Origin of the sequence: Mesorhizobium sp. KACC 23794, assembly GCF_052180275.1 — a bacterium.
GTDB lineage: Bacteria > Pseudomonadota > Alphaproteobacteria > Rhizobiales > Rhizobiaceae > Kumtagia.
The window spans coordinates 2,698,206-2,722,885 of record NZ_CP197465.1; the positions used below are offsets into that span (position 1 = coordinate 2,698,206).

The 24,680-nt window shown below is 64.5% G+C and carries 24 protein-coding genes; 12 read left to right on the forward strand and 12 right to left on the reverse strand.

Features of this window, described 5'->3' with window-relative positions:
* Nucleotides 1-3: 3 nt before the first annotated feature.
* Genes ACSBOB_RS13290 through ACSBOB_RS13305 form a run of 4 tightly spaced genes read left to right on the forward strand, consistent with a single transcriptional unit; the run spans nucleotide 4 to nucleotide 2,404 of the window.
* Complete coding sequence (locus ACSBOB_RS13290; RefSeq protein WP_442582858.1) at nucleotides 4-489, forward strand: VOC family protein; 486 nt, start codon at nucleotides 4-6, stop codon at nucleotides 487-489.
* Nucleotides 486-818 carry an EthD domain-containing protein gene (locus tag ACSBOB_RS13295; protein WP_442582859.1) on the forward strand — a complete coding sequence of 111 codons (333 nt, stop codon included), beginning with the start codon at nucleotides 486-488 and terminating at the stop codon, nucleotides 816-818. The genes ACSBOB_RS13290 and ACSBOB_RS13295 overlap by 4 nt, the downstream gene beginning before the upstream one ends.
* A 19-nt stretch (nucleotides 819-837) precedes the next feature.
* Nucleotides 838-1,605: an SDR family NAD(P)-dependent oxidoreductase gene (locus ACSBOB_RS13300; protein WP_442582860.1), complete on the forward strand. Its 768-nt coding sequence runs from the start codon at nucleotides 838-840 to the stop codon at nucleotides 1,603-1,605.
* A 10-nt stretch (nucleotides 1,606-1,615) separates the two neighbouring features.
* Nucleotides 1,616-2,404, forward strand: coding sequence for an SDR family NAD(P)-dependent oxidoreductase (locus ACSBOB_RS13305; RefSeq protein ID WP_442582861.1), 789 nt, complete (start codon nucleotides 1,616-1,618; stop codon nucleotides 2,402-2,404).
* Nucleotides 2,405-2,413: 9 nt separating this feature from the next.
* Here ACSBOB_RS13305 and ACSBOB_RS13310 read toward each other — a convergent pair whose 3' ends face one another.
* The 10 genes from ACSBOB_RS13310 to ACSBOB_RS13355 form a co-directional block, all read right to left on the reverse strand.
* A complete protein-coding gene (locus ACSBOB_RS13310; RefSeq protein WP_442582862.1) occupies nucleotides 2,414-2,809 on the reverse strand; it encodes an SMI1/KNR4 family protein in 396 nt (131 codons plus the stop codon).
* Nucleotides 2,810-2,839: 30 nt separating this feature from the next.
* Complete coding sequence (locus tag ACSBOB_RS13315) at nucleotides 2,840-3,868, reverse strand: LacI family DNA-binding transcriptional regulator (protein WP_442582863.1); 1,029 nt, start codon at nucleotides 3,866-3,868, stop codon at nucleotides 2,840-2,842.
* Between the two features lie 144 nt (nucleotides 3,869-4,012).
* Nucleotides 4,013-5,131: a mandelate racemase/muconate lactonizing enzyme family protein gene (locus ACSBOB_RS13320; protein ID WP_442582864.1), complete on the reverse strand. Its 1,119-nt coding sequence runs from the start codon at nucleotides 5,129-5,131 to the stop codon at nucleotides 4,013-4,015.
* Nucleotides 5,116-5,514, reverse strand: a complete 399-nt coding sequence (locus ACSBOB_RS13325) for a hypothetical protein (protein WP_442582865.1) — start codon at nucleotides 5,512-5,514, stop codon at nucleotides 5,116-5,118. The genes ACSBOB_RS13320 and ACSBOB_RS13325 overlap by 16 nt, the downstream gene beginning before the upstream one ends.
* Nucleotides 5,515-5,591: 77 nt before the next feature.
* Nucleotides 5,592-6,515, reverse strand: coding sequence for a hypothetical protein (locus ACSBOB_RS13330; protein WP_442582866.1), 924 nt, complete (start codon nucleotides 6,513-6,515; stop codon nucleotides 5,592-5,594).
* Nucleotides 6,516-7,022: 507 nt separating this feature from the next.
* Nucleotides 7,023-7,847 (reverse strand): SDR family NAD(P)-dependent oxidoreductase, encoded by an 825-nt coding sequence (locus ACSBOB_RS13335; RefSeq protein WP_442582867.1) that lies wholly within the window; start codon nucleotides 7,845-7,847, stop codon nucleotides 7,023-7,025.
* Between the two features lie 136 nt (nucleotides 7,848-7,983).
* Complete coding sequence (locus ACSBOB_RS13340) at nucleotides 7,984-8,877, reverse strand: SMP-30/gluconolactonase/LRE family protein (RefSeq protein WP_442582868.1); 894 nt, start codon at nucleotides 8,875-8,877, stop codon at nucleotides 7,984-7,986.
* Nucleotides 8,874-9,701: a carbohydrate ABC transporter permease gene (locus ACSBOB_RS13345; RefSeq protein WP_442582869.1), complete on the reverse strand. Its 828-nt coding sequence runs from the start codon at nucleotides 9,699-9,701 to the stop codon at nucleotides 8,874-8,876. Before ACSBOB_RS13345 ends, ACSBOB_RS13340 begins: the two co-directional genes overlap by 4 nt.
* A complete protein-coding gene (locus ACSBOB_RS13350; RefSeq protein ID WP_442582870.1) occupies nucleotides 9,698-10,618 on the reverse strand; it encodes a carbohydrate ABC transporter permease in 921 nt (306 codons plus the stop codon). Before ACSBOB_RS13350 ends, ACSBOB_RS13345 begins: the two co-directional genes overlap by 4 nt.
* A gap of 339 nt (nucleotides 10,619-10,957) precedes the next feature.
* Nucleotides 10,958-12,385, reverse strand: a complete 1,428-nt coding sequence (locus ACSBOB_RS13355) for an extracellular solute-binding protein (RefSeq protein WP_442582871.1) — start codon at nucleotides 12,383-12,385, stop codon at nucleotides 10,958-10,960.
* Between the two features lie 265 nt (nucleotides 12,386-12,650).
* Between ACSBOB_RS13355 and ACSBOB_RS13360 the strand changes: the two genes are divergently transcribed.
* Entirely contained in the window at nucleotides 12,651-13,454 is an 804-nt protein-coding gene (locus ACSBOB_RS13360) for an SDR family NAD(P)-dependent oxidoreductase (RefSeq protein ID WP_442582872.1), read from the forward strand.
* Nucleotides 13,451-14,473 carry a LacI family DNA-binding transcriptional regulator gene (locus ACSBOB_RS13365; RefSeq protein ID WP_442582873.1) on the forward strand — a complete coding sequence of 341 codons (1,023 nt, stop codon included), beginning with the start codon at nucleotides 13,451-13,453 and terminating at the stop codon, nucleotides 14,471-14,473. The genes ACSBOB_RS13360 and ACSBOB_RS13365 overlap by 4 nt, the downstream gene beginning before the upstream one ends.
* Before the next feature lie 3 nt (nucleotides 14,474-14,476).
* On the opposite strand, the gene ACSBOB_RS13370 is transcribed toward ACSBOB_RS13365, so the two are convergent.
* Complete coding sequence (locus ACSBOB_RS13370; RefSeq protein ID WP_442582874.1) at nucleotides 14,477-14,938, reverse strand: Lrp/AsnC family transcriptional regulator; 462 nt, start codon at nucleotides 14,936-14,938, stop codon at nucleotides 14,477-14,479.
* A gap of 130 nt (nucleotides 14,939-15,068) precedes the next feature.
* Here ACSBOB_RS13370 and ACSBOB_RS13375 point away from each other — a divergent pair, with 130 nt between their 5' ends.
* Together ACSBOB_RS13375 and ACSBOB_RS13380 are read left to right on the forward strand one after the other, a co-directional pair.
* Nucleotides 15,069-17,462 carry a transketolase gene (locus ACSBOB_RS13375; RefSeq protein ID WP_442582875.1) on the forward strand — a complete coding sequence of 798 codons (2,394 nt, stop codon included), beginning with the start codon at nucleotides 15,069-15,071 and terminating at the stop codon, nucleotides 17,460-17,462.
* Nucleotides 17,463-17,769: 307 nt separating this feature from the next.
* Nucleotides 17,770-18,720, forward strand: a complete 951-nt coding sequence (locus ACSBOB_RS13380) for an IS110 family transposase (protein ID WP_442582876.1) — start codon at nucleotides 17,770-17,772, stop codon at nucleotides 18,718-18,720.
* Nucleotides 18,721-18,953: 233 nt separating this feature from the next.
* Here ACSBOB_RS13380 and ACSBOB_RS13385 read toward each other — a convergent pair whose 3' ends face one another.
* On the reverse strand, nucleotides 18,954-20,969 hold the full coding sequence (locus tag ACSBOB_RS13385; protein ID WP_442582877.1) for a CocE/NonD family hydrolase: 2,016 nt from the start codon (nucleotides 20,967-20,969) through the stop codon (nucleotides 18,954-18,956).
* 234 nt (nucleotides 20,970-21,203) lie between these two features.
* Here ACSBOB_RS13385 and ACSBOB_RS13390 point away from each other — a divergent pair, with 234 nt between their 5' ends.
* From ACSBOB_RS13390 to ACSBOB_RS13405, 4 genes are all read left to right on the forward strand, one after another.
* Nucleotides 21,204-22,760, forward strand: coding sequence for an ABC transporter substrate-binding protein (locus tag ACSBOB_RS13390; RefSeq protein ID WP_442582878.1), 1,557 nt, complete (start codon nucleotides 21,204-21,206; stop codon nucleotides 22,758-22,760).
* Between the two features lie 72 nt (nucleotides 22,761-22,832).
* Nucleotides 22,833-23,117 (forward strand): CopG family ribbon-helix-helix protein, encoded by a 285-nt coding sequence (locus ACSBOB_RS13395; RefSeq protein ID WP_442582879.1) that lies wholly within the window; start codon nucleotides 22,833-22,835, stop codon nucleotides 23,115-23,117.
* Entirely contained in the window at nucleotides 23,105-23,431 is a 327-nt protein-coding gene (locus ACSBOB_RS13400; protein ID WP_442582880.1) for a type II toxin-antitoxin system RelE/ParE family toxin, read from the forward strand. Before ACSBOB_RS13395 ends, ACSBOB_RS13400 begins: the two co-directional genes overlap by 13 nt.
* A 240-nt stretch (nucleotides 23,432-23,671) precedes the next feature.
* Nucleotides 23,672-24,679, forward strand: coding sequence for an ABC transporter permease (locus ACSBOB_RS13405; RefSeq protein WP_442582881.1), 1,008 nt, complete (start codon nucleotides 23,672-23,674; stop codon nucleotides 24,677-24,679).
* Nucleotide 24,680 lies beyond the last annotated feature (1 nt).

Below are 24,680 nucleotides of genomic sequence, written 5' to 3' on the forward strand. Positions count from 1 at the left end.
GCAATGACTGAGACAACCGAAGCGACCGTCATGCTGGGTGTTCACCATGTTGGCCTGACGGTGGCCGACCGAGAAAGTGCCCTAAAATTCTGGGAAACCTTTTTGGGCAAGCCGGCGCGGTGGGCGACGGTGCTCGACCGGCCCTATCTCGGCAAGATCGTCGGCATGCCCGGTGTCCGCATCAACGCGGCGTTCATCGACCTGCCGGGCGGGGTGATCGTCGAACTGCTGGATTATCAGGTCGACGAGCGTTCGCCCAATCCAGACCGCACCTCCAACCCCGGCAATGTCCATCTCTGCGTCAAGGTCGAGGATGCAGCGATAAGCTGGCGGCGGGCGGTGGATGCCGGCGCGCGGCCGCTGACGCCGGATGGTCCCGTCGACATCGACGGCGGGCCGAACATCGGCGCACGCGGGGCCTATCTGCGCATCCATGACGGGATTACGCTGGAGATCTTCCAGCCGCCGGCACAAGGGAAATCGGCATGATCAAGCGCGTCAGTTTCCTCCGGCGCAAGGACGGCATGAGCGAGGATGAGTTCTTCGCGCACTGGACCGGCCCGCATGCCGACATCGTCAAGCAGATGCCGGGCGTGCGCGGGTTGCGCTTCGGCCGGGTGCAGAGTTGGACACCGGAAGAGGCGCGCTGGGATGGTGTCGGCGAATTGTGGTTCGACAGCGTCGAGGCAGCGCACGCGGCCTTCGCCACCGAGCCGTACAAGTCGTTGCTGGCGGCGGACCGGCCGAAGTTCACGCGCGAGATCCAGGCCTGTTTCGTCGAGGAGAAAACCGTCGTCCAGCCGCCGGATGGCCGCTGACCGTTCCGGAGATTCTTGCATGCCATTCGATCTGAACGCTGGCCTCAAAGGCAAATCGGTGCTGCTGACGGGTGCGGCCGGTGGCATCGGCCGTGAGGTCGCGCTGGCCTTCGCGGGCGCGGGGGCGCGGGTTGCGGCCGTCGATATCGATCAGAAGCGGGCGGACGAGGTCGTCGCCGAGATGGAAGGCGGCCCGCATATCGGCATCGGCTACGACCTGAAGCCGGTCGCCGGACACAAGCCGCTGATCGACCGTGTGGTCAAGGAATTCGGCCGGCTCGATGCGCTGGTGCAGACGGCGGCGGTGCTGGTGCGGCGGCCGACGATCTTCGACGTGTCGGAGGCGGATTGGGATTTTCAGCACGACGTCAATCTCAAGGCGAGCTTTTTCCTGGCGCAGGCCGCCGCGCGGCAGATGACAGAGCAGGGCGCGGGCGGGCGCATCATCAATTTCACCTCGCAAGGGTTCTGGAGCGGTGGCTTTGGCGGGTCGGTCGCCTACGCGGCGACCAAGGGCGGCATCGTCTCGATGACACGCGGCATGGCGCGTTCTCTGGCAAAACAGAAGATCACGGTCAACGCGGTGTCGCCGGGCGCGGCCGACACGGCGATGATGCGTAGCGGCATGGATGAGGCGGCGTTGGAGGCGCAGGTCACGCAGATTCCGCTGGGCTACATGGCGCACCCGTCGCAACTGGCCGGCGCCGTGCTGTTCCTCGCCTCCGACCATGCCGACTACATCACCGGCGCGACGATCAACGTGTCCGGCGGCTGGCTGATGTATTGAGGAGGCAGGCATGGCCGGCGAATTTTCAGGCAAGGTCGCGGCGATCACCGGCGCCGGCCGCGGCATCGGCGACGCCATCGCAGCCCGCCTGATCGAGGAGGGTGCAAAGGTCTTTTCGTTCGACCTGAACGATCCCGACGAGGCGCGGGACGGCGTGACCTATCTTAAGGTCGATGTTGCGGACCCCGGTAGCGTCGAGAAAGCCTTTGGCGATATCGACCGGGAAGCTGGGCAGATCGACGTGCTGGTCAACAATGCCGGTGTGCAGCGGGTTGCCCTTGCCGAAAACATGCGGCCGGAGGACTGGCATCTGGTCTTGAATACCCACCTCACGGGAATGCATCTTTGTTGCGCGCAGGCGATCAGGCGGATGCGGGCGCGGGGCAGGGGAGGCGCGATCGTCAGCATCGCCTCCGCGGCCGGCATCGTCGGCATTCCCGGACGCGGCCCCTACAGCGCGGCAAAGGCCGGCATCGAAAGCCTCACCCGCGTCTACGCCACCGAGACCGCGGCCGCCAACATCCGCGTCAATGCGGTCGCGCCCGGCTCGACGCGGACAAAACTGATCGAGCAGGGCCTGAAGGACGGTTCGATACGCGGCGATTGGCAGATCGAGCGTATCCCGATGGGCCGGCTCGCCGAGCCGTGGGAGATCGCCGATCCGGTCGTCTACCTCGCCAGCGACCGGGCAAGCTACATCACCGGCCAGACGCTGGTCGTCGATGGCGGATGGACGGTGCAGGGAATGGTGCACATTGCCGACTGGCTGACGCCGCCTTCTGTCCCATCGCCTGGGTAGGGCGATTGCTCATAGCGGCATTGCGAGTTTAGCAAAGAGATCTGCGATGTCCTTTGCCACCGGCGTTGCGTATTGGCGCTCCATTCCTACGAATGGGATTTGAACAATAGGCATCGCTCTTGATTGGGTGTCGAACCCATAACCCTCGCCACCACCATTGGAGCCGAAGAGGAAGATGCCCGGCGCATATATCTCGACCTCGTATTCGCGATTAAAATCGGCAAGCTCCTCGACCTTCCAAAAGACGATGTAGTTGTCACCGATGAAGCCTTCGCCTCCATTGTGCTGGCGAAGCAAGGCGAGATAGTCGCCCGGAAGTGTTCCTCCTAATTTGGCGGAAAGACGCTCGATGACATCTGGGTGGGGCGGCGCCTCGAACCGTCCTTCTGTGAAATTATAAGCCATAGGACCTATCAACCGCCCGGTGGAGGTGATTTACGTCCGCACCGGCCCGCACGACCGCCCGAGGATCAGCCTAGTCGGAAAGGTGACGCGGCGGGGAGGCAAGGTTTCATTGCCGGCAAGCCGCTCGAGCAGGAGTTGCGCCGCGGTGCGGCCGATGTCGGCCATGCTGCGGTCGATCAGGGTGATCGGGCCAGGGTAGAGCCGCGACAGGTCGGTCTGGTCGCAGGAGACCAGCGAGACGTCGCCGGGGAACGAAATGGAAAGTTCCTGGAAGGCGCGCAGCACGCCGACAAGCGTGCGGTTGCCGCCGGCGATGATGGCCGTCGGGCGCTCGCGTCCCTGCATAAGCGACAACGTTTCGCGAAAACCGTATTCGGCGGAAAGGCTCTGCGACCGAATCAGCTCTTGCGGCAGAGCCACACCCAGCCGCTCGAAGGTTTCGGTGAAGCCGCGCACGCGTTCGCGGCCGGGCCGGATGTCGGGGCCGGCGGTGATCAGCGCGATGCGCCGATGGCCGAGCCCGATCAGATATTCCGTCGCCTGCGCCATGCCGGCGGCATGATTGGGCAACACCGCGTCGAGCGGCATCGGCACGTCGCGGTCGAGCAGCACGGACGGCACGCGCAACGCCTCCAGCCGCTTCAGGGTGACCGGATCACGCTCGCTGTTGATGGTCATCAAGATACCGTCGGCGCGGCCGCGCTGCAGCATCTCGACGGCGTCCGCCTCCTGGCGAGCGCGTCCATCGGTGTTGACGAGATAGAGCGAGAATCCATGCTCGCGCAGCGTCGCGTCGGCGGCCTTGAACAGTTCCGCATGCACCGGATTGGCGATGTCGTCGACGATGAACCCGACCGTCAGCGTGCTCTTGCGGCGCATGTTCTGGGCACGCGAATCCGGCCGGAAATCCAGCGCGCTGATCGCGGCGCGAACCTTTACCAGCGTTTCGGGGCGGACAAGATCGGGAGCGTTGAGGCTGCGCGATACGGTGCCGACGGAGACGCCCGAGACCCTGGCGACGTCCCTTATGGTGGCGGGCTTATCCCTCGCGATCGACAAGACCTGTTCCCATGTCGCCGACTGTTGGCCGGTTCGGCGAAGTTTCCCGGTACTTCCTCAGGCGCTACCTTGAACCCCCGTCAACTTCAACGCCGTCCCCGCCGCTGTCCGCTGAAAAATGCGGTTCACGCCCCTGCCTAACGCTCAAACCCGATATTTCTCGATGACGGACGTGTCCATTTCGATGCCGAAGCCGGCGCCCTGCGGCACGTCGTACCAGCCATTGTCGAACTTCGACCGGTTGGCGACCAGCGCGTAGAACATCGGATCGCGATGCGGGTGGAAGGTTTCGAGATAAGTGCCGTTGGGCACCGAGGCGAGCAGGTGCGCCGAGATCTGCGGCTCCTCATGATGGCCCATCTGGATGGAAAAGCTCTGGGCAAGCGCCGCGACGCGCCGCCATTCGGTCGGGCCGCCGCCCCAGCTTGCGTCGAAATTGCAGACGTCGATGGCGTTGCTCATCATCAGGTCGCGGCAGCCGGCGCGGGAAATCTCGCTCTGGCCGGCGCAGATGGGAATGCCGGTCAGGTTGCGCGCGGCGGCCATATCGAGCCGGTCGTTCTGCCAATGCACCGGCTCCTCGAACCAGCGTATGTTCAGGTCCTCGGCATAACGCGAAAATTCGACGGCCTGACGCAGGCTATAACCCTGGTTGGCGTCGACGATGAGGGCGAAATCGTCGCCGACCGCCGAGCGGCCGGCGCGGACGCGCTCGGCATCCTCCTTCGGCGTGCGGCCGCCGACCTTGAACTTGCAGCCGGCATAGCCATCCTTGCGGATCTGTTCCATCTCGCGGCCGAAATCGGCCAGCGTCTTGCCTTCCTCGTAATAGCCGGCGATGCAGATGACCGGCAGCTTTTCAGCGTAGCCGCCCCAGAGCTTGTAGAGCGGCGCATCCAGCGCCTTGCCCACGGCGTCCCAGATGGCGCTGTCGACGCAGGCCTGCGCGCACATGGCGAGTTTTCGATCACGCAATATGTTGGTGGAAGGCTTGCGCATCTTCTCCCAGCAGCCCTCGACGTTGAAGGCGTCCATGCCGATCAGCAGCGGCTGGATCTCGTCGAGGATGATTTTTACCACCTCGGCCTGGGTCTCGAACTCGTCGCCATTGTAGATTTCGCCGACGATGCCGGCGCTGGTGTAGAGTTTTGTGATGATGGTGCAGCGGTGGGTCATGAAATAATTGCTGCCCCGAAACGTGCGCGGCAGCGGCATCGAAAGCGGAATGCACTCGATCCGCTCGATCTTCAGTTTCGGAACCATTTGGGACTCGATTGATATGCAATGTTGAAACGTTTCCAACGATAAACATGACGTGCCGTGACGGTCAAGGGCGTTCGTTGTGGAGTGATGTCGGCGGCTAAAGTCGGCCACAGCCACTGTGGCATATCGTAGGCTGCGCAATGCAGGTTGTTTTCACGCCCCTGGATGGAGTTGACCGGTAATGCGGCCACCGCGCACGGATTGACCGCGTGCTGAAATTCAGGCGTTGGCGGAACCGTTTCAGCCGATGGGCAATCATTGGCAGGCGGTTGGTAAAGGGCGATTTCTGTATACTGCCGGGAGCGCGGCCGCGTTGCCAAGACATGGTTTGGCAAGCTGGCCTCAACGGCCACCAGATGAGCAAAGGTGCCTTCGGGCAGCACCGCTCGCCGCCGCGCCGCGAAAAAATCCGCGTCGGCTGTCGATGCCTGGCTTTTCGCGTGCGGCAGGCCGCCGCGCGTCAGGACGTGTCGGGAAACTCCAGTGCGTATCGTGCCAACGCATGGGCGTGCGCGAGAATCTCGTCGATCTCGCGGATTCTTTGGGGGTGATCGGCGGATGGCTCGTAGCGGGACAGCCGGCCGCCGGGCGGGCGTCCGACCCGCAGTGGCGAGACGCGACGGAAGCGGCCGGCGGCGAGGTTTTGCTGCGCGAGCGCGGCGTCGCGTCGCGCCTTCCAGCGGGCAAACCGCTTTGCCTGTCCCGGCAGGTCGTCGAGTGCTTCGGCCAGTGCCGCAAGCCGCTGGCCGAGGCGTTCCGCGTTCACCGGATCGTCGGGCGAGGGCGGCGCCGGGAAAAAGGACGGCTCGCTGACGCCGGGAAACAGGATGCGCGGGGCGACGCGGTCGGGCACAAGGGGGCGAAAGCTGCGGAACGGACGTTTCAGCGGATCGAGCAGCGACAGGCTGAATTTTCGCGGGCGCGCGGCGCGCAGGGCGGCGGCTCTTTTCGCTGCGGCGGCGGCGGCAAAATCGGCTCGCGACACGGTGACGGCGATGCCGAAGCGGCGCAGCATCGGCGCCGGGTCAACGGGTTTTGGGTTGCACGGGCGAACTGGCGGCAAGGTCACCACGATCCCGCGTGCCGCCGCGATGATCTGCCGCCGGGCGGCTGCTTCGGCCGGATGCAGCAGCTTCAGGATCGCGCGGTGGAGCCGGCGGGGAAGGGTAAAGGCTGGGGACAGTGCCGGTGTAAGTGCCGGGAACAGTTTACTTTTTTCCGCTTGCGCCAGCCCGGAAGCGACCGCACCTTTCTGCGGAAAGAAAGTAAACTGTCCCCCGGCGCCAAGCTCGGCGCCGGAGCCAAGGCCGGCCATAGCCAGCAACGAGACGAGGATACGCTTCAGCGCCTCGCGATTTTTCTCGATTGCAGCACTCCCGTCCATCTCAGTCTCCGTTCCAGGATACGCGGCATTGTCGCTCCGCCCGGAAGGACGGGAGATTTCTCGGGAGAATAATCCTGACATGTGCTGACGGAGGCAGCGGTCGAGAAGTCAGCGAAAAGCTTTTTCCATGCGATGTCAGTGTTTTATCAGGGTAGTTGGTTTGGGCGGTTCGTGCCGCCCGTCATCTGCCTGCCGGCATTTTTTCCCCGTTCTCTGCTATCGGATTCACACATCTGGTTCGCCGTCATACAGGCGCAGCCTCTTTTGCATAGGATTTATGGTTTTGAGTCCGAGGCATGATGGGGTGGACGGCGCCGGGGGCAAGACAAGCAACCCGTTGAAAAACGCGGGCAGCCGCGTCGTGCCCCATGGACGGCATCGAATCGCATCGGGCTGGGTCATCTGTGGGCGAAGCCGGACGAACACGGCAAGGTGGACGTGCTCCGGCGACCGGCACCTGTCACGGGCCATGCGGCTCGGGGGCTGGAACGGTGTTCCGAAGCGCCGCTACGCCACCCAGGCCGGAGTCTTGAAATTGTCCCAGGTGGCGCCGATGCCGGCGTCGACGGGCAGCGCCGCGCCGGTGATGCCGGTCGCCACGGGCGAGGTGATGAAGGCGATCGCAGCGGCGATGTCGCGGGGGGACAAAACGCGGCCGAGCGGGTGGCGGTCGGCGTAGGATTGCAGGATTTCCGCCCCATTGGGAATCGTCGCCAGCCGCCCGTCGAGCAGCGGCGTCTTGGTGACGCTCGGACAGACGCAGTTCACGGTGACGCGGTCGCGGGCCAGATCGAGCGCTGCGGCGCGGGCGAGGTTAAGCAGCGCGCCTTTCGACACGCAGTAGGAGAACATGCCGTGTTCGGCCTGCAACCCGTCGAGGCTGGAGAGGAGCACGATGGCGCCCGACTTCTTCGGCCGCATCTGCTTTGCCGCCTCGCGCACGACGAGGAACGAGCCACGCACATTGACGCCCATCACCTGCTCGAAATCGGCAAGCGGAGTTTCGAAGACGGGGCCACCCGCGCCGAGTACGCCGGCGCAGGCGACGGCGACGTCGACCGGACCGAGTTTTTTCCGTGTTGCCGTGAAGGCGTCGACGACCGTCTTCTCGTCGCCCGTATCGCCGGTGAAGGCCAGCGCCCGCCGACCGATCCTTCGGATTTCCTCGGCTGCTTGGTCGGCTGCGCCGGGCGTCCAGTCGAGCACGGCAACGTCCGCGCCGAGATCGGCGAGCGTGAGGGCGGTTTCCAGCCCGATGCCGGAACCGCCGCCGGTCACCAGCGCGACTTTGCCTTTGTGGGATAGGCCGGGGAAGGGTTCGCGCGGTGTCATACTATACCTCCGAGTCTGGCCTTGGGCCTTTGCGCCGCCCCTCATTCGCCTGCCGGCGTCCTTACGGGGAGGTCCGAAGGACGCCGGCAGGGGGATGAGGGGCGGCGCGAACATCAACGTTTTTTGCTACCGCCTTTCACCCTCGCCCGGCGATGCTGCCAGCCGCGGTCGGCGCGCCGCCGCCGGGAACCGTCAGCTTCCACAACTGGCCGCCGAGATTGGGCTTGTCGCTGGCGGCGAGCACGGTGGCGTCCGTGACCCACAGGGTCTCGCCGGAAAAGATGCAGTTGGTCGGCGCGCCGCCGACCTCGATGAAGGCGTCGACCTTGCCGTTGGGCTGGACGACGTGGATGCCCTTGCCGACCAGGTCGGTGACGTAGAGCCGTCCGTCGGCGCCGATCTTCATGCCGTCGAGGATCGGATTGGCGCCGGGCATCTTTCCGAGGTCCTCGATCTTGCCGTTGGGGCGGCGGCGGCGGACGTGGCCGGTGTAGGATTCGTCCCAGACAACCGAGCCGTCCGCCTCGACGGCGAGCCCGTTCGGGAATACCGGCTTTTCGAAGGCCACGACGACGCGCGGCGTGCCGTCCGGCGCGATGGCGAAGATGTAGCTTGGGTCCGGATTGGCCGGGTTGTAGGTGCCGGGATCGGTGAAATAGAGGTGGCCGTCGGCGCCGAAGACGAGGTCGTTGGGGCCGTTGAGCTTGATGCCTTCGACCTCGGTGACGAGGATGACGGCCTTGCCGCCTGGCTCGACGCGCTGGATCGACGGCACGCTCATCTCTGCCGCGCGCCACGGCCCGACCGTACCGCCGTTCTGGCAGACATAGAGTTCGCCCTTGGCGCCGACGACGCAGGAATTCGGCGCGCCGGCGGTGTAGGCGAGGCGGCTGACTTTGCCGTCGCGGAAGACCGAAAGCTGGCTGCAATAGCTCTCGACGAAGACCACGCTGCCGTCCTTCTGCAGCGTCGGTCCTTCCGGCCAGCCGAGCCCCTCGGCCATCAGTTCGGGCTTGCCATAATCGGTCATTTTACGGCTCCTGCGGTCAGGCCGCGCACGATGTAGCGCTGGATGAAAAGCGAGAAGATGAGGATGGGAACGACGGTGACGACGCCGACGGTCGCCGCGATGTTCCAGTCGATCGGCCGCTGCGCGCTGACCAGCGTGGCCGCGCCGAGCGAGATGGTCTGCAAGGCTCGCGAGTCGATGACGTAGAGGGCGACCAGAAACTCGTTCCAGGTGAACAGCGCGCCGAACAATGCGGCCGTCACCATGCCGGGCCGCACGATGGGCAGGATGACGCGCCATAGCGCCTGGATGCGGGTGGCGCCGTCGATCATCGCCGCCTCATCGATCTCCTGCGGCACCTCGTCGAAGAAACCGATGAGGATCCACACCACCAGCGGCAGCGAGAAGGAGATGTAGGGCAGGATCAGCCCTGGGTAGCTGTTGGTGAGGCCGATCGCCTTGACGGTGAGGAAGAGCGGGATGGCCACCGCGATGGGCGGCATGAAGCGCATCGACAAGATGGTGCTCGCCATGCGGTCGCTGCCTGAAAATTTCAGCCGCGAGAAGGCGTAGGCGGCGGGCGTGCCGATGACGAGTGCAATCAGCGTCGACAGGCCGACGACGATGATCGAGTTCAGCGTGAAGGATAGCATGCCCTGGCTGAACAGCACTTCCGAATAATTCTTGGTGATTTGCGCCCAGCTGAAGTTTAGGGTCGGCGGAACCTGCGCGACGATTTCTATCCTCTTCTTGGTGGAAAGGATCGCGAGGTAGAGGAAAGGTGCTGCGCCTATGATGCCCAGCGCGACCAGACCAAGATAGGCGATGATGCGGCCGGGCTTCATCGCGCCTGCCCCGGTCGAAGCTGGACGTATCTCAGCAGGACGGTCGTGCCGACCGCGATGATGATCAGCATCGAATAGGCGACCGCCGCCGCATAGCCGTAGTTCTGGAACTGGAACCCGTTCTGGAAGGAGAAGAAGGCGAGCGTCGTGGTGCCGCGCGCCGGCCCGCCATAGGACAGGCCGTAGATCAGGTCGAAGGAGCGGAAGGCGTCGACGGCGCGGAACACGGCGGCAAAGACGATCGCCGGCATCAGCATCGGCAGGATGACGCGGCGGAATTTGACGATCGGCCCGGCGCCGTCCACCTCCGCCGCCTCGAATATCTCGCGCGGCAGGCCCTGCAGGCGTGCGAAGACGATGATGAAGACGAAGGGGGTCCATTGCCAGGTGTCGACGAGGATGAGCGTCGCCATCGCCATGCCGACGGAGCCCAGCCAGTCGGGCGGCGTGATCCCGATGGCCGAGATGGTCCAGTCGACCATGCCCCAGTCCGGGTTGAGCAGCGCGCGCCACATGACGCCGACGACGATCGGCGTGATCAGCATCGGCAGAAGCAGGATGCCGCGCACGATCCAGGCACCCTTGAGGTCGAGGTCGAAGAACAGCGCCAGCGCTACGCCGAGCACCACCTGGAGCGCGACCGCGGCGGTGACCATGATCGCGCTGTTCATGGCGGCGTTCCAGAACATCGGATCGCCGAGCAGCGCGTAATAATTGGCGAGGCCGACGAAATTGCCGGTGCCGGTGGCGGCCGTCAGGTCGGTGAAGGACAGCCGCAGGGAGTAAAACAGCGGGTAGATCGAGAAGGCGACGAGATAGAGGACGCATGGCCCGAGCAGCAGCCACGCGGTGAGCGCCGGCCGGTCGCGGCCTTCGATGACCGCGACCGGCTGCCGAGCAGCCCTTACGGCGCTCATGCTTCGGCCCCCGCCGAATTCACAATGACAGCAAATGGATGGCCCTTAGCCAACCGTCCGGCATTGTCTTTGGAGCCATTTTGTCGGTCGGATTGCCCCGCCAAGCTGGGACACCCCTCATCCGTCGCCTTCGGCGACACCTTCTCCCACAAGGGGAGAAGGGGGAGCCTGGCATCCCCGTCTCCGCAAATCGCCAACGTTGAAGGTTGGCGGAGGCGGACATGCAACGCTCCACCTTCTCCCCTTGTGGGAGAAGGTGCCGAGCGAAGCGAGGCGGATGAGGGGTGTTCGGTAAAGCGCGACGGCCAGGTCATGCTCAAATCTCGGCAAGCAGTTACCTCAGGCGAGATGCCCCGCCTTGCGCAAGGCGTCTTCCCACTGCTTCTGCACTTTTTCGCAGGCGGTCTTGGCGTCCTGCGTGCCGATCAGCGCGGCGTTGAATTCGACATTCATCATGTCGTTCAGCTGGAAGAATTCCGGGATCAGCGAGGTCGGGATGATTTCCGCCGTCGAGGCTGCCTTCAGCGCGTCCGGCAGGTAGGGCAGCTTGGCGACGAGGTCGGGATCGGTGAAGGCCGAGGTGCGGCTGGCGTCGATCTGGTATTTTTCCACCTCATACTTGTTGAAGGCCTTGCTGGTCATCCAGGTCAACGCCAGCCAGGCGGCGTCCTTTTTGGCCGGGTCGGCGTTCTTCGGAATGGCCACGCCCCAGCCGCCCTGGATGGCGCGCGGGGTCTCGCCGGGTTTTGCCGGCACAGGGCCGGTGCCGGTCTTGTCGGCGACCAGGGAGTTCTCGCCGTTGAGGATCGGGCCGGCGATGGTCGACCAGAAGATCATCTGGGCGATCTTGCCGGTCGAGAAGCCGTCGACATTCTCGGCGAACCCGTATTTGGTGACGTTCTTCGGCGCGTAGGGCAAGAGGTCGATCAGCATCTGCAAGGCGCCGATGCCTTCCGGCGAGTTCACCTGCGGCATGAAATTCTTTTCCTTCGGCGAGCCGGTCATCAGCTTGCCGCCGGTGGTGATGAAGCGCGTGTACCAGTCGACGGCGGCCAGCGAGAAATCGTTGGCGCCGATGAAGGAGCAGCCGGCGACGTCGTCGCTGTGCAGTTTTTCAGCCGCCGCCTTGAACTCGTCCCAGGTGGTCGCGGGCTTCAGGCCCGCCGCCTCGAACAGGTCTTTTCGGTAGAAATAGATCACCGAGCCGGAATGCAGGCCGGGAATGCCGTAGATGTCCTTGCCCTGGCCGACGGTGCCGGTCGCCATGTCGAAGATGCCGACATTGGCCATGGCCGGCGGCAGGAAGTCGGCGATGTCCCAGTCCGGCGGTGTCTTTGAGGCGTTGTCGATGTAGGCGTTGAGCTGCTCGTAATAGCCGCCGCCGACCTGCTGGGTCGTCAGGAAGCCGAGATATTCGATCAGTTCGAAGGAGGATTTTTCGGCCTTGAGGTTCTGCAGCGTCTTCTCGATCAGCGCGCCGAGCGCCGGCGAGGTGATCTCCAGTTCCATCCCGGTCTCTTCGGTGAATTTCGGCAGCATGTCGGCCAGCGCGCGGTGGTCGTTCTCGTCGCCGGTCATCAGGATCGAAAGTTTCGTGCCCGCATGTTTCTTCCAGTCGAAGTCGGCGGCGAGCGCGGCGCCCGTGCCGAAACGTCCGGCCATAGCGGCCGCAAGGCCGAGCATGCCGGCGCTCTGCATCAGGCGGCGGCGGTCGATCGAGGCATGCGCGAGCGCGTTCAGAACGCCCTTCTTGGTGTTGTCGTCCATATTTTCCTCCCGAGGTGAAACGCCAAGCTCGAAACGTCGGCTTGTAACAAGCTAACTACGCAGCTTCGCGCTAGTCAATCGTTTGAGTGATGTCGTGTTATCGATTCCATCCAAAATTTAGAAAAAATCCGTCGAGCGGACGATTTCCTGGTCTGCGATCTAGTCAAACCATTGCCTAATTTTCGGATCGGGTCTTTTCTAGGGGTGAGGGCGTCCTGCTGAACGGGCGCGCGAGACCGGAATTGGATCGGGAGGAGAAAGTGTCATGAGCGGGAAAAGCGTCGTCGTCACCGGCTGCGGAACAGGCATCGGCAGGGCCATCGCGCTGCGGCTCGCGGCCGATGGATGGAGCGTGGTCGGATTGGAACTGAACCCCGAGACCGGAGGAAAGACCGGGGCGTATCTTGGCGCCGGCCACGACGTGATCATCGGCGATGCTTCCGAGCGTGCCGTCCTGGCCGCCGCGCGGGAGAAGGCGGAGACGTTTGCGCCGCTGACCGGCTGGGTGAACAATGTTGGCATCGCCCTGATGGGCAATTTGCACGAGCCCAGGGAGCCCGAGGTCGAGCGGCTGATGAAGGTCAATCTGATGTCGCATTTCTGGGGGTCGTCGGAGGCGATCTCCACCTGGGTGCGGCAGCGCAGGGTGGGCGCCATCGTCAACGTCTCGTCGGTGCATGGCCGCTCCGCCTTCAACATGTGGGCGGCCTATGATTGCGCCAAGGCCGGCATCGACGCGCTGACCCGCTACATCGCCGTGGAATATGGTCCGGTCGGCATCCGCGCCAACGCGGTGGCGCCGGGCGCGATCCGCACGCCGCTGGTCAGCCAGGTCATCCGCGACAGCCCGGACCCGGTAATTGCCGAACGCGAAATGTCGATCCAGCATCCGCTGGAGCGCATCGGTGAGCCAGAGGAGGTGGCCGCCGCCGTCGCCTGGCTGCTTTCCGACGAAGCGTCTTTCGTCACCGGGCAGTCGCTGGCGGTCGATGGCGGCTTGACCTCGCGCTGCTATCGATACAATCCAGATGCGCAATTGCTTGCCCGCTATCAGGAGGCGCGTGCTTGACAGAACCGCCGCGTCCCCGGCCCGCCACGCTGAAGGACATCGCCACGGCCATCGGCGTCGACATTTCGACGGCGTCGAAGGTCGTCAATGGCGGTGGCATCAGCGTGCGCCCGGAGACGCGCAAGGCGATCCTCGACGAGGCGGCGCGGCTGAATTACCGGCCGCATGCGCTGGCGCGGAATCTGCGGACGCGGCGCACCGGCGCTATCGGCGTGCTGCTGCCCGACCTGACCAACCCGATCTATGCGGCGACGATCCGTGGGGCTGTGCGTCGGGCCGAGGAACTGGGCTACGTCACGCTGGTCGCCGAGGCGCAGGACGACGCGGCCTCGGCGTCGATCTACAGCAAGCTGGTAGCGGAACGGCGCATCGACGGTTTTATCATCGCCGTCGCCGCCAAGCGCGACCTGATCGCGGCGATCGACGCGCAACCGGTGCCGCACGTCTTCGTCAATCGCCGCGCCAGCATCGGACGCAGCGTCACGGTGGATGACGAGGCGGCCGCCCGCCTGGCGGCGCGGACGCTGATCGAGGCAGGGCACAAGCGGCTCGGCTTCATCGGCGATTCCGACGAGATGGATACCGCCCGCCGCCGCCGCGCCGGCTTTTTCGGGGAAGCCAGGAAGGCAGGATTGCCTGAGGTGGTGGACGCGGTCGAACCCTATTCGCGGCGCGGCGGTTTCGACGCCTGCCTGAAGCTGCTCGCAGCAAAACCGCGGCCGACGGGCATCTTCGCATCCAACCTGCTGGTCGGCATCAGTGCGCTGGCCGCGGCCCGCAGCGTCGGCGTGCGTGTGCCTGAGGATCTTTCCATCGTGACGCTCGACTTCGAGGACGCGGACTATTCCGCACCGCCGCTGACGGCGATCGCCATGCCGCTCGACGAGATGGGAACGCTGGCCATCGAGGAACTGCATGCGATGATCGAGGGCCGTGAGCCGAAGGACGTGGTGGTCGACGTCGCGCCGACGCTTATTACGCGTGCATCCGTGGCGCCGCCGCCGAAGGGCCGCAAGTAGGCGTCAGAGCGGCAATATCTCCGAGCGCTTGACCTGCTTCAGCGCAAAGCTGCTTTCGATCGAGGCGACGTTGTCTAGCCGCGTCAGCTTGTCCTTCAAAAACTCCTCATAGGCGTCGAGGTCGCGTACGACGATGCGCAGCAGATAGTCGCGCTGGCCGGTCATCAGGTAACAATCGAGCACCTCCGGCCAGCGCGTCACCGCCTGCGAGAAGCGATCGAGGTCTTCCTCGCGCTGCCGCTCCAGCTTGATCGAGGCGAAGGCGCTGATCGGCACGCCGGCCTTCTTCTGGTCGATGACGGCGGTGTAGCCCTTGATGATGCCGGCCTGCTCCAGCAGCCGCACCCGCCGGGCGCATGGTGAGGCGGATAGCCCTACGCGGTCCGCGAGTTCCTGGGTGGTGATCTTTCCGTCGCCCTGGATAGCGGCGATGATTTTCCGGTCGATGTCGTCCAGTTCGCGCATTGGCTGAAATCCTGTCAGTCCAGGATAATGATTAGCTGGATTCACCAATCTTCGCCATCACCGGGGCGAAAATTGGCCGCAAAGCATCGTCGCCGCTTGCTACCATCGTGATGTCTCGGAGGGGATGCCAATGAACAAGCACGATCTCGCCACGCTGTCGGCCCTGGAGCGCAAGGTGCTGTGGCTGGCGACATGGACGATCCACAACGCCAACCATCTGCGCGACAGCGACGACGGGCTGAAGGTCGGCGGGCACCAGGCATCGTCAGCCTCGCTGGCGACGATCATGACAGCGCTGTATTTTTCTGTGCTGCGGCCGGAGGATCGCGTCGCGGTGAAGCCGCATGCCAGCCCGATCTTCCATGCTATCCAGTATCTGCTCGGCAACCAGACTTTGGAAAAGCTCAAGAATTTCCGCGGCTACAAGGGCGCGCAGTCCTATCCGTCGCGGACGAAGGACGTCGACGACGTGGATTTTTCAACCGGCTCGGTCGGGCTCGGCGTGGCGCAGACGCTGTTTTCGGCGCTGGCGCAGGACTATGTGCGCGCAAAAGGCTGGGGTCTCGACCGCCCGGAAGGCAAGATGGTGGCGCTGATCGGCGACGCCGAGATGGACGAAGGCAACATTTTCGAGGCGCTGCTGGAAGGCTGGAAGCACGGCGTTCGCAACACCTGGTGGGTGGTCGACTATAACAGGCAGAGCCTCGACGCCGTGGTGCGGGAGGGGCTGTGGGCGCGCTTCGAGGCGATTTTCCGCAATTTCGGCTGGGATGTCGTTATCCTCAAGCATGGCGAAATCCAGCAGCAGGCGTTTTCCGAGCCGGGCGGCGAGAAATTGCGCGAGTGGATCGATGCGTGCCCGAACCAACTCTATTCGGCGCTGACTTTTCAGGGCGGTGCAGCTTGGCGCAAGCGGCTGCTCGACGAGATCGGCGACCAGGGGCCGGTGTCGCGGCTGATTGACAGCCGCAGCGACGAGGAACTGGCGCGGCTGATGGGCAATCTTGGCGGCCACGACCTGCCAAGCATCCTCGACGCCTTCGAGCAGGCAAGAAAGCATGACCGCCCCACCTGTTTCATCGCCTATACGATCAAGGGTTTCGGGCTGCCGCTTGCGGGCCACAAGGACAATCATGCCGGCCTGATGACGCCGACCCAGGTCGAGACACTGCGCGAGGCGATGAGTGTGCGTGACAGGCGCGAATGGGAGTTTTTCGAGGGGCTCGACCTTCCGGAAGCGGAACTCAAACGTTTCCTGGCGGCCGTGCCGTTCGTTCAGGCCGGCAGGCGGCGCTATTCGTCGCCGGCGGTCCCGGTGCCGGACACGCTGGCTTTCTCACCGCAGTCATCGATGTCTACGCAGCAGGGCTTTGGGCTGTTGATGCACGAGATCGGCAAGAGCGACACGCCACTCGCCGACCGGGTGGTCACCACCTCGCCCGACGTCACCGTCTCGACCAACCTGGGCGCCTGGGTCAACCGGCGCGGCCTGTTTGCACGCGACGAACTGGCGGATGTCTTCAAGGCGGAGCGCATTCCCTCCACGTACAACTGGAATTTCTCGCCGAAGGGCCAGCATATGGAACTCGGCATTGCCGAGATGAACCTGTTCATCATGCTGTCGGCGCTCGGCCTGTCGCATTCGATCTTCGGCGAGCGGCTGTTGCCGGTCGGCACGCTTTACGACCCGTTCATCGAGCGCGGTCTCGATGCGCTGAACTATGCCTGCTACCAGGATGCGCGATTCATCCTCGCCGCGACGCCATCGGGTGTGACGCTGGCGCCTGAGGGCGGCGCGCACCAGTCGATCGCAACGCCGCTGATCGGCATGGCTCAGGACGGGCTGGCGAGTTTCGAGCCGGCCTATGTGGATGAACTCGCGACGATCCTGCGCTGGTCGTTCGACTACATGCAGCGTTCCGGTGAGGCCGAGCCCGACGCGCGAAGCTGGCTGCGCGATCTCACCGGCGGCTCAGTCTATCTCCGGCTATCGACCCGCTCCATCGAGCAGCCGAAACGGACGATCACGCCAGACCTCGCCCAGGACATGATCGACGGCGCCTACTGGATGCGCCGGCCGGGTCCGAATGCGCAAATCGTCGTTGCCTACACCGGGGCGGTGGCGCCGGAAGCCATCGAGGCGGTCGGGCTTATGGCCGAGGACCGACGCGATGTCGGCCTTCTGGCCATCACCTCTGCCGACCGGCTGAACGCCGGCTGGACGGCGGCGTCAAGGGCGCGCGAGCAGGGTTCTTCCCAGGCATTGAGCCACATTGAACGGCTGTTGATGGGCGTGCCGCCGCATTGCGCTGTGGTGACGGTGCTGGACGGGCACCCGGCAACGCTCGCCTGGCTGGGTTCGGTCATGGGCCACCGCACGCGCTCGCTCGGCGTCGAGCATTTTGGGCAGACCGGCACCATTGCCGACCTCTATCGCCATTTCGGCATCGATGCGCGCGGTATCGTCACGGCGGCGCAGGCGGTCGCGCCGGGCAGGCCGATCCGGCATTTGCGGGCGGTGTGAGGCCAACGGCCTCCGTGGATGACTGATGCTTGGGTGCGTCCTTCGAGGCTCGCCCACCCGGTTTTGCGCCAAGCATTTGAACGCCGGAGAGGCTCGCACCTTGTATTAGCGAGATTGTGTATTGTTTGGGTGTTCCGTGAAGGGGACGGTGCGGCCCGGGTGGCCACCCGGGCCGCACCGCCGGCCGTCGGATCGCTCGCACCCAAGCCTTGAGGGCTGTTCCTGAGCGCGATCGCGGCCGGCTCTTCATCGGACCCGGATGGTTGAATGAACCTTGGGTTCGCATCACAAGGCAGGGTCGAGGAAGATGGACAAGTCTAGCATGAAGGTGGCCGGCATCGATACCGGCAAGCAGAAGCTCGACGTGGCGCTGACCGGCGTCGAGGAGCAATTGACGGTCGACAATGACGCGGCCGGGCATAAGCGGCTGTCGGGCTGGCTGCGCGGCCACGGGGCCGAGCGGGTGGGCATCGAGGCGTCGGGCGGCTACGAGAGCGCCGTCGTGGCGTTCTTGCGCGCGGCCGGCTTTACGGTCATCCGCTTCCAGCCGGCGCAGGTGCGCGCCTATGCCGGCTTCAGGCTGCAGCGGGCCAAGAACGACCGTATCGACGCGGCGCTGATCGCGGCCTGCGCGGCGGTCGACATCGTGCATGCCGCGCCCGATCCCAGGCTGGAGCCGCTTGCCGAGCACCTTACCCTGATCGACCAGATCGGGGAGGACATCGCCCGCTTCAAGACCCGGCGCGAGGCCGTGCGCGACGCTCAGCGCCGCAGAAGGCTCGACCGCGAGATCGCCCGGCTCGTGGCCTGGCGCACGCTCGAACTCAAGCGGCTGGGCGGCATCCTGCGCGCCCATGCCGATCTCGCCCGCCGCCTCGAGCTGGTCATGAGCGTCGACGGCGTCGGCGAACCCACGGCAATCGCCTTCCTGGTGCGCGCCCCCGAACTCGGCCAGATCGACCGCGAGGCCGCCGCCGCCATTGTCGGCTTCGCTCCCTATGACGACGACAGCGGCGGCCGCCACGGCCAGCGCCATGTCGCCGGCGGTCGCAAGCGCCTGGCCAGGAGCGTCTATGCCGCCGCCCTGCCCGCCGCCTTCCGCTGGAACGCCGAGCTCATCGCCTTCTACAAACGCCTCGTCGCCAACGGCAAACCCCACAGGGTCGCCCTCGTCGCCTGCGCAAGGAAGCTCGTCATCTTCGTCAACACCGTCCTCGCAAGGGGAACACCATGGGTCGCAAAACAAGCCAGCACTTAATGGTTGCTCAGGATGAGGTCGGTCGCAACCTACCGCCTGTCCTGAGATGCTCAGGCTAGCTCCCTGACTCAGGTGGATGCGCTGGCGGTCCTCATCCGGAGGAGCGAACGCCAACCGTCCTCATCCTGAGGTGCGAGCCCTCGCAAAACTGGGAGGTTGGCCCCCAAGCCTGGCGGGCGAGCCTCGAAGGACGCACGATCAAGCAGTCTACCGTTGGTACAATGCGAATCGCATCACAACCGCGGAATGCTGCGATCCCAGTCGCGGCTTTTCACCAACTCGCCATTTTCATAAGCCTTCATCGTGGCTCTGACCTCGAAGGTGTTCGGTGTGCAGGCGACACGGGTCGCCGTTTCCGTCCTGATGTCCCAGCCCTTGCGGGATAGCCGCCATGTAGCGCGGGTCTCGGCCGTTGTCGCCGAAGGATCACCTTCGCGAATGCGATAGTGCTCCTCCGAATCCGCCTCGAAGGAAAGGTCGATCTTCGGCAGCGTGTAGGATGCGCGCTCACGGTGCACGGTGACGGTCGTCTCGCCGGTCATCGGATCCTCGGTGATGGTGCGATTGCGGCCGGCGAGTTTGTTGATCTCGTAGGGTTCCGGCTCGGCCTGTTCCGGTTCGGCGAAGGGTTTTAGACACTCATCCAGTGGCGAGCGCGCGCGGATCGGCAGGTTGAGCGTGCTTTCGCCCGTGGATAGCGTCAGCGTGGCGAGCTCCGCCGCCGGCCAGGCGATGGGCCAATGCGATGTCGCCAGCGCCAGGCGAATGCGGTGTCCGGCGGGGAATGCCTGCGCGATGTCGTTGAGGACGATTTCGACCGGGTAGGTCTTGCCGGGTTCGAGCGGTTCGGGGTTTCCGTGGCCGTAGCGGTGCGTCAGATTGAGTAGGCCGTAGGTTACCAGCGTCGACGAGCCGTCCGGCGCAACGTCCTCTAGCCGCGCGGCGATCATGGCCGATGGTTTGTCGGAGGCGATGTCCAGCGAGACGACCGGCGCGCCGAAGATCTCGATGTGCTGGGGCAGGGGAGCGGTGTCGAAATATACCGAGCGGCCGTCATCTGGCCGTTGGTCGGCCGGGAGTTCGCCGGCGAGGCCGTAGGGGCACCATTCGCCGAAGGTGATGCCCGTCGCGAGGCTGGAAGCGATGAGGATTTGCTGGTTCTCGGCAGGGTCATCCGCAAGGTCGCGGCCGGACAGATGAAGCACCCTTGCGGGCCGATCCACCTGCGGCCAGCTTGTTTCGGCGATCCAGCGGCCGGTCCGCTCCGGATAGGTCGTCGCCGGGCGCACGCTTTCCTGCATCCACGCGCGGAGGACGGGCTCATCCATTATTCCATTGTCGATGTCCTTCAGCCAATGATCCCACCAGCGCAGCGCCTCCTGTAAAAAGCCGATCTGCGGGCCTGGCTGCGCCACATGCGGCCAGGCATGTGCCCAGGGGCCGATCAGCCCCTTTTTCGGTCCCGGCAGGCCGGCCAGCATGCGCGGGATGGCGTTGGAATAGCCGTCGGCCCAGCCGCCCACTGCATAGACGGCGGCGGTGATCGCGGAAAAATCCTCGCGGACCGAGCCCTGCTTCCAATAGTCGTCATAGGTCTGGTGCTCGATCCAGGTGGCGGCCATCAGCGGGTTGTTGTCCAGCCGCTCCAGCCACAGGTCTCGCCAGCGCTCGCCGACCACCAGCGGGTCCGGCGGCTGCGCGCCATAGGCGAACATGGTCGAGGCCCAGGCGATCGAATTGTTGAGCAGGCAGCCGCCCATGAAATGGCAGTCGTCGGCATAACGATCATCGGTGGAGCAGGCGGTGATGATCGCCTTCAGCGCCGGCGGACGGTGGCTCGCCACCTGCAGCGAATTGAAGCCGCCCCAGGAGATGCCCATCATGCCGACCGTGCCGCTGCACCATTTTTGCGCGGCGAGCCAGGCGATGACTTCCACTGCATCGGCCTGTTCCTGCGGCAGATATTCGTCGTGCAGAATGCCGTCGGAATCGCCGGAGCCGCGCATGTCGACGCGCACGCCCGCATAGCCGTGTCCGGCGAAATACGCATGTATCTGGCGGTCGCGCAGCACGGTGCTGTCGCGGCGGCGGTAGGGCAGGAATTCGAGGATCGCCGGCACCGGATCGTTTTCGGCGTCTTCCGGCAGCCAGACGGCGGCGGCAAGCCGCGTGCCGTCCGAGAGCGTGATCCATTCCGTCTGGATGGTGCGCACGCCCCTCGGAAAATCATGGACCGTGCGGATGGTCATCACTGCTTCTTTCCGGGATCGGTGGGCCGCGCCGGCCGGCCCGCCATCAAGGGATTTGGCGGTGGCTACCACCGCGTTCCACGAAACAACGCCAAAACGGAATGAATTGTCTAGACGTATCGGGCTTGCGAAGCGGTCTTTCTTGTGTGCGAAATGAGTTACCTCCAGTTTGAGAGCCGGGACGAATTTTCTCAATCGCACGTCGCGGACAACCCGAATTTGAAAGGAATGACCATGAGCTATGATCTTACGCGGAGAGGTTTTCTAGCGGGGACCGCCGCGGCTGCCGCGGGCGTCACCGTGCTCGGCCAGCCGTGGTCGAACGTGGTGTATGCCGCCGATGGGCGCATCGTCGTGCGCATCGACGAGGATCTGAAGAACCTCGACCCGGCGAACCGCACCGGCGCGACCGACGTCAACGTCATCCTCGCGGTCGGGCAGGGGCTGGTGAAATTCAAGCCCGGCTCGACCGAATGGGAGAACGACGCGGCTGCCGACATCAAGCAGGTCGACGACAAGACCATCGAGTTCACGCTGAAGGAAGGGCTGAAGTTCAGCGGCAATTATGGCGAACTCACCGCCGAGGACGTGAAATTCTCGTTCGAGCGTTTCATCACGCCGGGGCCTGACGGCAAGAAGGTCGACTATGCCGACGACTGGGCCGCACTGGATTCGGTCGAGGTCACCGGCAAGCTGACTGGAAAGATCCATTTGAAGAACCCGTCGCCGGCCGTATGGCTGATCGCGCTGGCCGACGGTTCCGGTACGATCATTTCGAAGAAGGCTTTCACGGAACTCGGCGACAAGTTCAAGACGACGCCGATCGGCTCCGGCCCCTACATCCTGAAGGAATGGGTGCCGCGCGACCATTTCACGCTCGTCGCCAATCCCGACTATCTCGGTGACAAGCCGGCTTTTTCGGAAATCGTCGGCAAGCCGATCGCCGAGGACAAGACGGCGCAACTGGCGCTGCAGGCGGGCGAGATCGACTTCACCCGCCTCGACCCGGCGGTCGCCAAGGATGTCGCCGCGACCAAGGGCCTCAAGGTCGAGAAACTGTCGGCCATCGACTACATCTGGATCGGCCCGAACATCGAGAAGAAGCCGTTTGACGATGTGCGCGTGCGCCAGGCGATAAGGCTGGCGCTCGACGTTCCGGCGATCATCGCAGCCGCCTACAACGGCTCGGTCGAGCCGGCCTATGCGCTGGAAGCTCCCGGCATCCTCGGCTATTGGGCCGACGCGCCGAAGCGCGAGCGCGATATCGAGGGCGCCAAGAAACTGCTTGAGGAAGCAGGGCAGGGCGGCGGCTTCTCGACGCGGCTCACCGTGCTCAACAAGGCGGTGGCGCAGGCGACGGCCGCAGTCGTACAGGCCAATCTCGCTGACATCGGCATCGACGTGCAGATCGACGCCATCGACGAGGGCGCCTACTGGGCCTATGGCGAGAACGACGCCTCGAAGGATCTCGATCTCGTCCTTGTGGAGTATCGCGGAAAATTCGATCCCGGCTTCCAGACGCAGTGGTTCACCTCCGACCAGATCGGCAAGTGGAACTGGCAGCGCTGGGGCAGCAAGGAGTTCGACGATCTGCACAAGCAGGGCGGCATCGAGACCGATTCGAAGAAGCGCGAGGAAATCTACATCGCCGCGCAGAAGCTGATGGACGAATCCGCCGCCTTCTGGTGGATCACCCACAACGCCTACACCTTCGGATTCAAGGACACGCTGTCGCCGGGCATCCTGCCGAACGGCAACCAGTGGCAGTATGCATCGTTCAAGCAGGCTTGAACGGGCCGCTCCGCGCTATCCTTCGGAAGCCTCGCATGGTAACACTTGGTGTCACCATACGAGGCCGAAGCCATGGCAACCGTCGCGACCACCAGCTTGAAACTTGATCCGTCGACCAAGGAGCGGCTGCAAAAACTCGCCGAAAGCCGCCAGCGCAAGCCGCACTGGCTGATGAAGGAGGCGATCGAGCAGTATGTCGATCGCGAGGAAAAGCGGCTGTCGTTTCGCGACGATGCGCAGAAGGCCTGGGACGACTATCAGGCGACCGGCCTGCATCTGACGGCGGAGGAAGCCGATGCGTGGCTACAGAAGCTGGCGGACGGCGATGACGCGGAGCCGCCCGCGTGCCACGACTGATCTGGACTCCGCAGGCGACCAGCGATGTCCAGCGGCTCTACCGCTTTCTCGTGGGCAAGAGTCCAAGCGCGGCACGGCGGGCGGTCGAGGCGATCCGGACCGGCGTCAAAATTCTGGCCCACCAGCCTCGTGTCGGAAGGCCTGTGCCAGAGATGGATGCGGCGTTTCGGGAATGGGTTATCGGCTTCGGCCGTGACGGCTACGTCGTTCTCTATCGTCTGGAGCAAGACGACGTGGTGCTTTTGGCGATACGGCATGGCCGCGAGGCCGGATACGACGAAGGTGTTGGAGGACCGGTTAGCGATGGCGACTAGTACCCGGTACATCCGACAACCCGAAATCGGTGCGAGACATTTGCGGCCGAGGCGGTCAAGTGCCGGGGACAGTTTACTTAATTCCGCAGGAGCACGCGGCGTTTCAAGGTTGACGCAGGCGGAATTAAGTAAACTGTCCCTTACGGCTCCGGCATCGAGTTCGTGCGGTCGAATTTCGAATTGTCGGGTGAACCGAGTTAACCTCAGTCTTCCACTGCCCTTGCGCGTAGCGGCGGCAAAATGCCGGGGCCTGCCGGCGTGAGTTTCTGGGACGAAGGCAGCCTGTTCCGCTACGGCGCATTTCGGCTGGCGACGGCCGTGCTGGTGCTTGTCGGCTCGATGACCCTGCTTTGCTGCCTGACGCTGATCGTCAAGGGCGACCCGGCGACCATCCTGCTCGGCCCGCGCGCCACGCCGGAGGCGGCGGCGCTGCTGCGCGAGCAGATGGGGTTGAACCTGCCTCTGTACGAACGTGTCGCGCTGTTTTTCTTCAACGCGCTACGCGGCGATCTCGGCGCCGACGTGATCAACGGCCGGCCTGTCGCCGCCATGGTGTTTGCGGCGCTCCCCAACACGATGCTGCTTGCCGTCTCGGCGATCGGGCTTGCGGTGCTGATCGGCATACCGATCGGCTGCTACGCCGCCGTCCGGCAAGGCAGCCAGCTCGACCAGGGGCTGGCGGTGGTGAGCGTCGGGCTGGTGGCCACGCCGAGCTATGTCGTGGCGATCCTGCTGCTCTATTTCTTCGCGGTGCGGCTCGGCTGGTTTCCGGTGCTGGGGGCGGGGGACGCCGGCGACCCGCTGGACCAGCTTCATCACCTCGTGCTGCCGACGGTAGCGCTCGCCGTCGGCTGGATCGGCTACATCGCCCGGCTGGTGCGGACCTCGCTGCTGGAAGTGCTGGGCGAGCCCTTCATCCGCACGGCGCGCGCCTATGGCCAGCCGGAACGCCGTGTCGTCATGAAATACGCGCTAAAACTCGCCTGCATCCCGACCGTCGCCATCCTTGGCGTCGGCATCGGCGAACTGATGGGCGGCGCGCTGTTCGTGGAAATCATCTTCAACCGGCCGGGGCTGGGCTCGCTGATTTTTGACGCGATCCGCAACCGCAATTATCCGATCGTGCAGGGCGGCATCCTGGTCGTCGTTAGCGTCTTCGTCGTGGTCAACCTTCTGGTCGACCTGTCCTATGCCTGGCTCGATCCGCGCGTGCGCGACAGTCTTGGCAAGGCCGGCGGCGGGGCCTGAC

What these genes read in the sequence shown, in the direction of transcription:
- ACSBOB_RS13290 (WP_442582858.1), top strand. Translation starts at nt 4, where the DNA reads ATGACTGAGACAACCGAAGCGACCGTCATGCTGGGTGTTCACCATGTT.
- ACSBOB_RS13295 (WP_442582859.1), top strand. Translation starts at nt 486, where the DNA reads ATGATCAAGCGCGTCAGTTTCCTCCGGCGCAAGGACGGCATGAGCGAG.
- ACSBOB_RS13300 (WP_442582860.1), top strand. Translation starts at nt 838, where the DNA reads ATGCCATTCGATCTGAACGCTGGCCTCAAAGGCAAATCGGTGCTGCTG.
- ACSBOB_RS13305 (WP_442582861.1), top strand. Translation starts at nt 1,616, where the DNA reads ATGGCCGGCGAATTTTCAGGCAAGGTCGCGGCGATCACCGGCGCCGGC.
- ACSBOB_RS13310 (WP_442582862.1), bottom strand. Translation starts at nt 2,809, where the DNA reads ATGGCTTATAATTTCACAGAAGGACGGTTCGAGGCGCCGCCCCACCCA.
- ACSBOB_RS13320 (WP_442582864.1), bottom strand. Translation starts at nt 5,131, where the DNA reads ATGGTTCCGAAACTGAAGATCGAGCGGATCGAGTGCATTCCGCTTTCG.
- ACSBOB_RS13330 (WP_442582866.1), bottom strand. Translation starts at nt 6,515, where the DNA reads ATGGACGGGAGTGCTGCAATCGAGAAAAATCGCGAGGCGCTGAAGCGT.
- ACSBOB_RS13335 (WP_442582867.1), bottom strand. Translation starts at nt 7,847, where the DNA reads ATGACACCGCGCGAACCCTTCCCCGGCCTATCCCACAAAGGCAAAGTC.
- ACSBOB_RS13340 (WP_442582868.1), bottom strand. Translation starts at nt 8,877, where the DNA reads ATGACCGATTATGGCAAGCCCGAACTGATGGCCGAGGGGCTCGGCTGG.
- ACSBOB_RS13345 (WP_442582869.1), bottom strand. Translation starts at nt 9,701, where the DNA reads ATGAAGCCCGGCCGCATCATCGCCTATCTTGGTCTGGTCGCGCTGGGC.
- ACSBOB_RS13350 (WP_442582870.1), bottom strand. Translation starts at nt 10,618, where the DNA reads ATGAGCGCCGTAAGGGCTGCTCGGCAGCCGGTCGCGGTCATCGAAGGC.
- ACSBOB_RS13355 (WP_442582871.1), bottom strand. Translation starts at nt 12,385, where the DNA reads ATGGACGACAACACCAAGAAGGGCGTTCTGAACGCGCTCGCGCATGCC.
- ACSBOB_RS13360 (WP_442582872.1), top strand. Translation starts at nt 12,651, where the DNA reads ATGAGCGGGAAAAGCGTCGTCGTCACCGGCTGCGGAACAGGCATCGGC.
- ACSBOB_RS13370 (WP_442582874.1), bottom strand. Translation starts at nt 14,938, where the DNA reads ATGCGCGAACTGGACGACATCGACCGGAAAATCATCGCCGCTATCCAG.
- ACSBOB_RS13375 (WP_442582875.1), top strand. Translation starts at nt 15,069, where the DNA reads ATGAACAAGCACGATCTCGCCACGCTGTCGGCCCTGGAGCGCAAGGTG.
- ACSBOB_RS13380 (WP_442582876.1), top strand. Translation starts at nt 17,770, where the DNA reads ATGGACAAGTCTAGCATGAAGGTGGCCGGCATCGATACCGGCAAGCAG.
- ACSBOB_RS13385 (WP_442582877.1), bottom strand. Translation starts at nt 20,969, where the DNA reads ATGACCATCCGCACGGTCCATGATTTTCCGAGGGGCGTGCGCACCATC.
- ACSBOB_RS13390 (WP_442582878.1), top strand. Translation starts at nt 21,204, where the DNA reads ATGAGCTATGATCTTACGCGGAGAGGTTTTCTAGCGGGGACCGCCGCG.
- ACSBOB_RS13395 (WP_442582879.1), top strand. Translation starts at nt 22,833, where the DNA reads ATGGCAACCGTCGCGACCACCAGCTTGAAACTTGATCCGTCGACCAAG.
- ACSBOB_RS13405 (WP_442582881.1), top strand. Translation starts at nt 23,672, where the DNA reads ATGCCGGGGCCTGCCGGCGTGAGTTTCTGGGACGAAGGCAGCCTGTTC.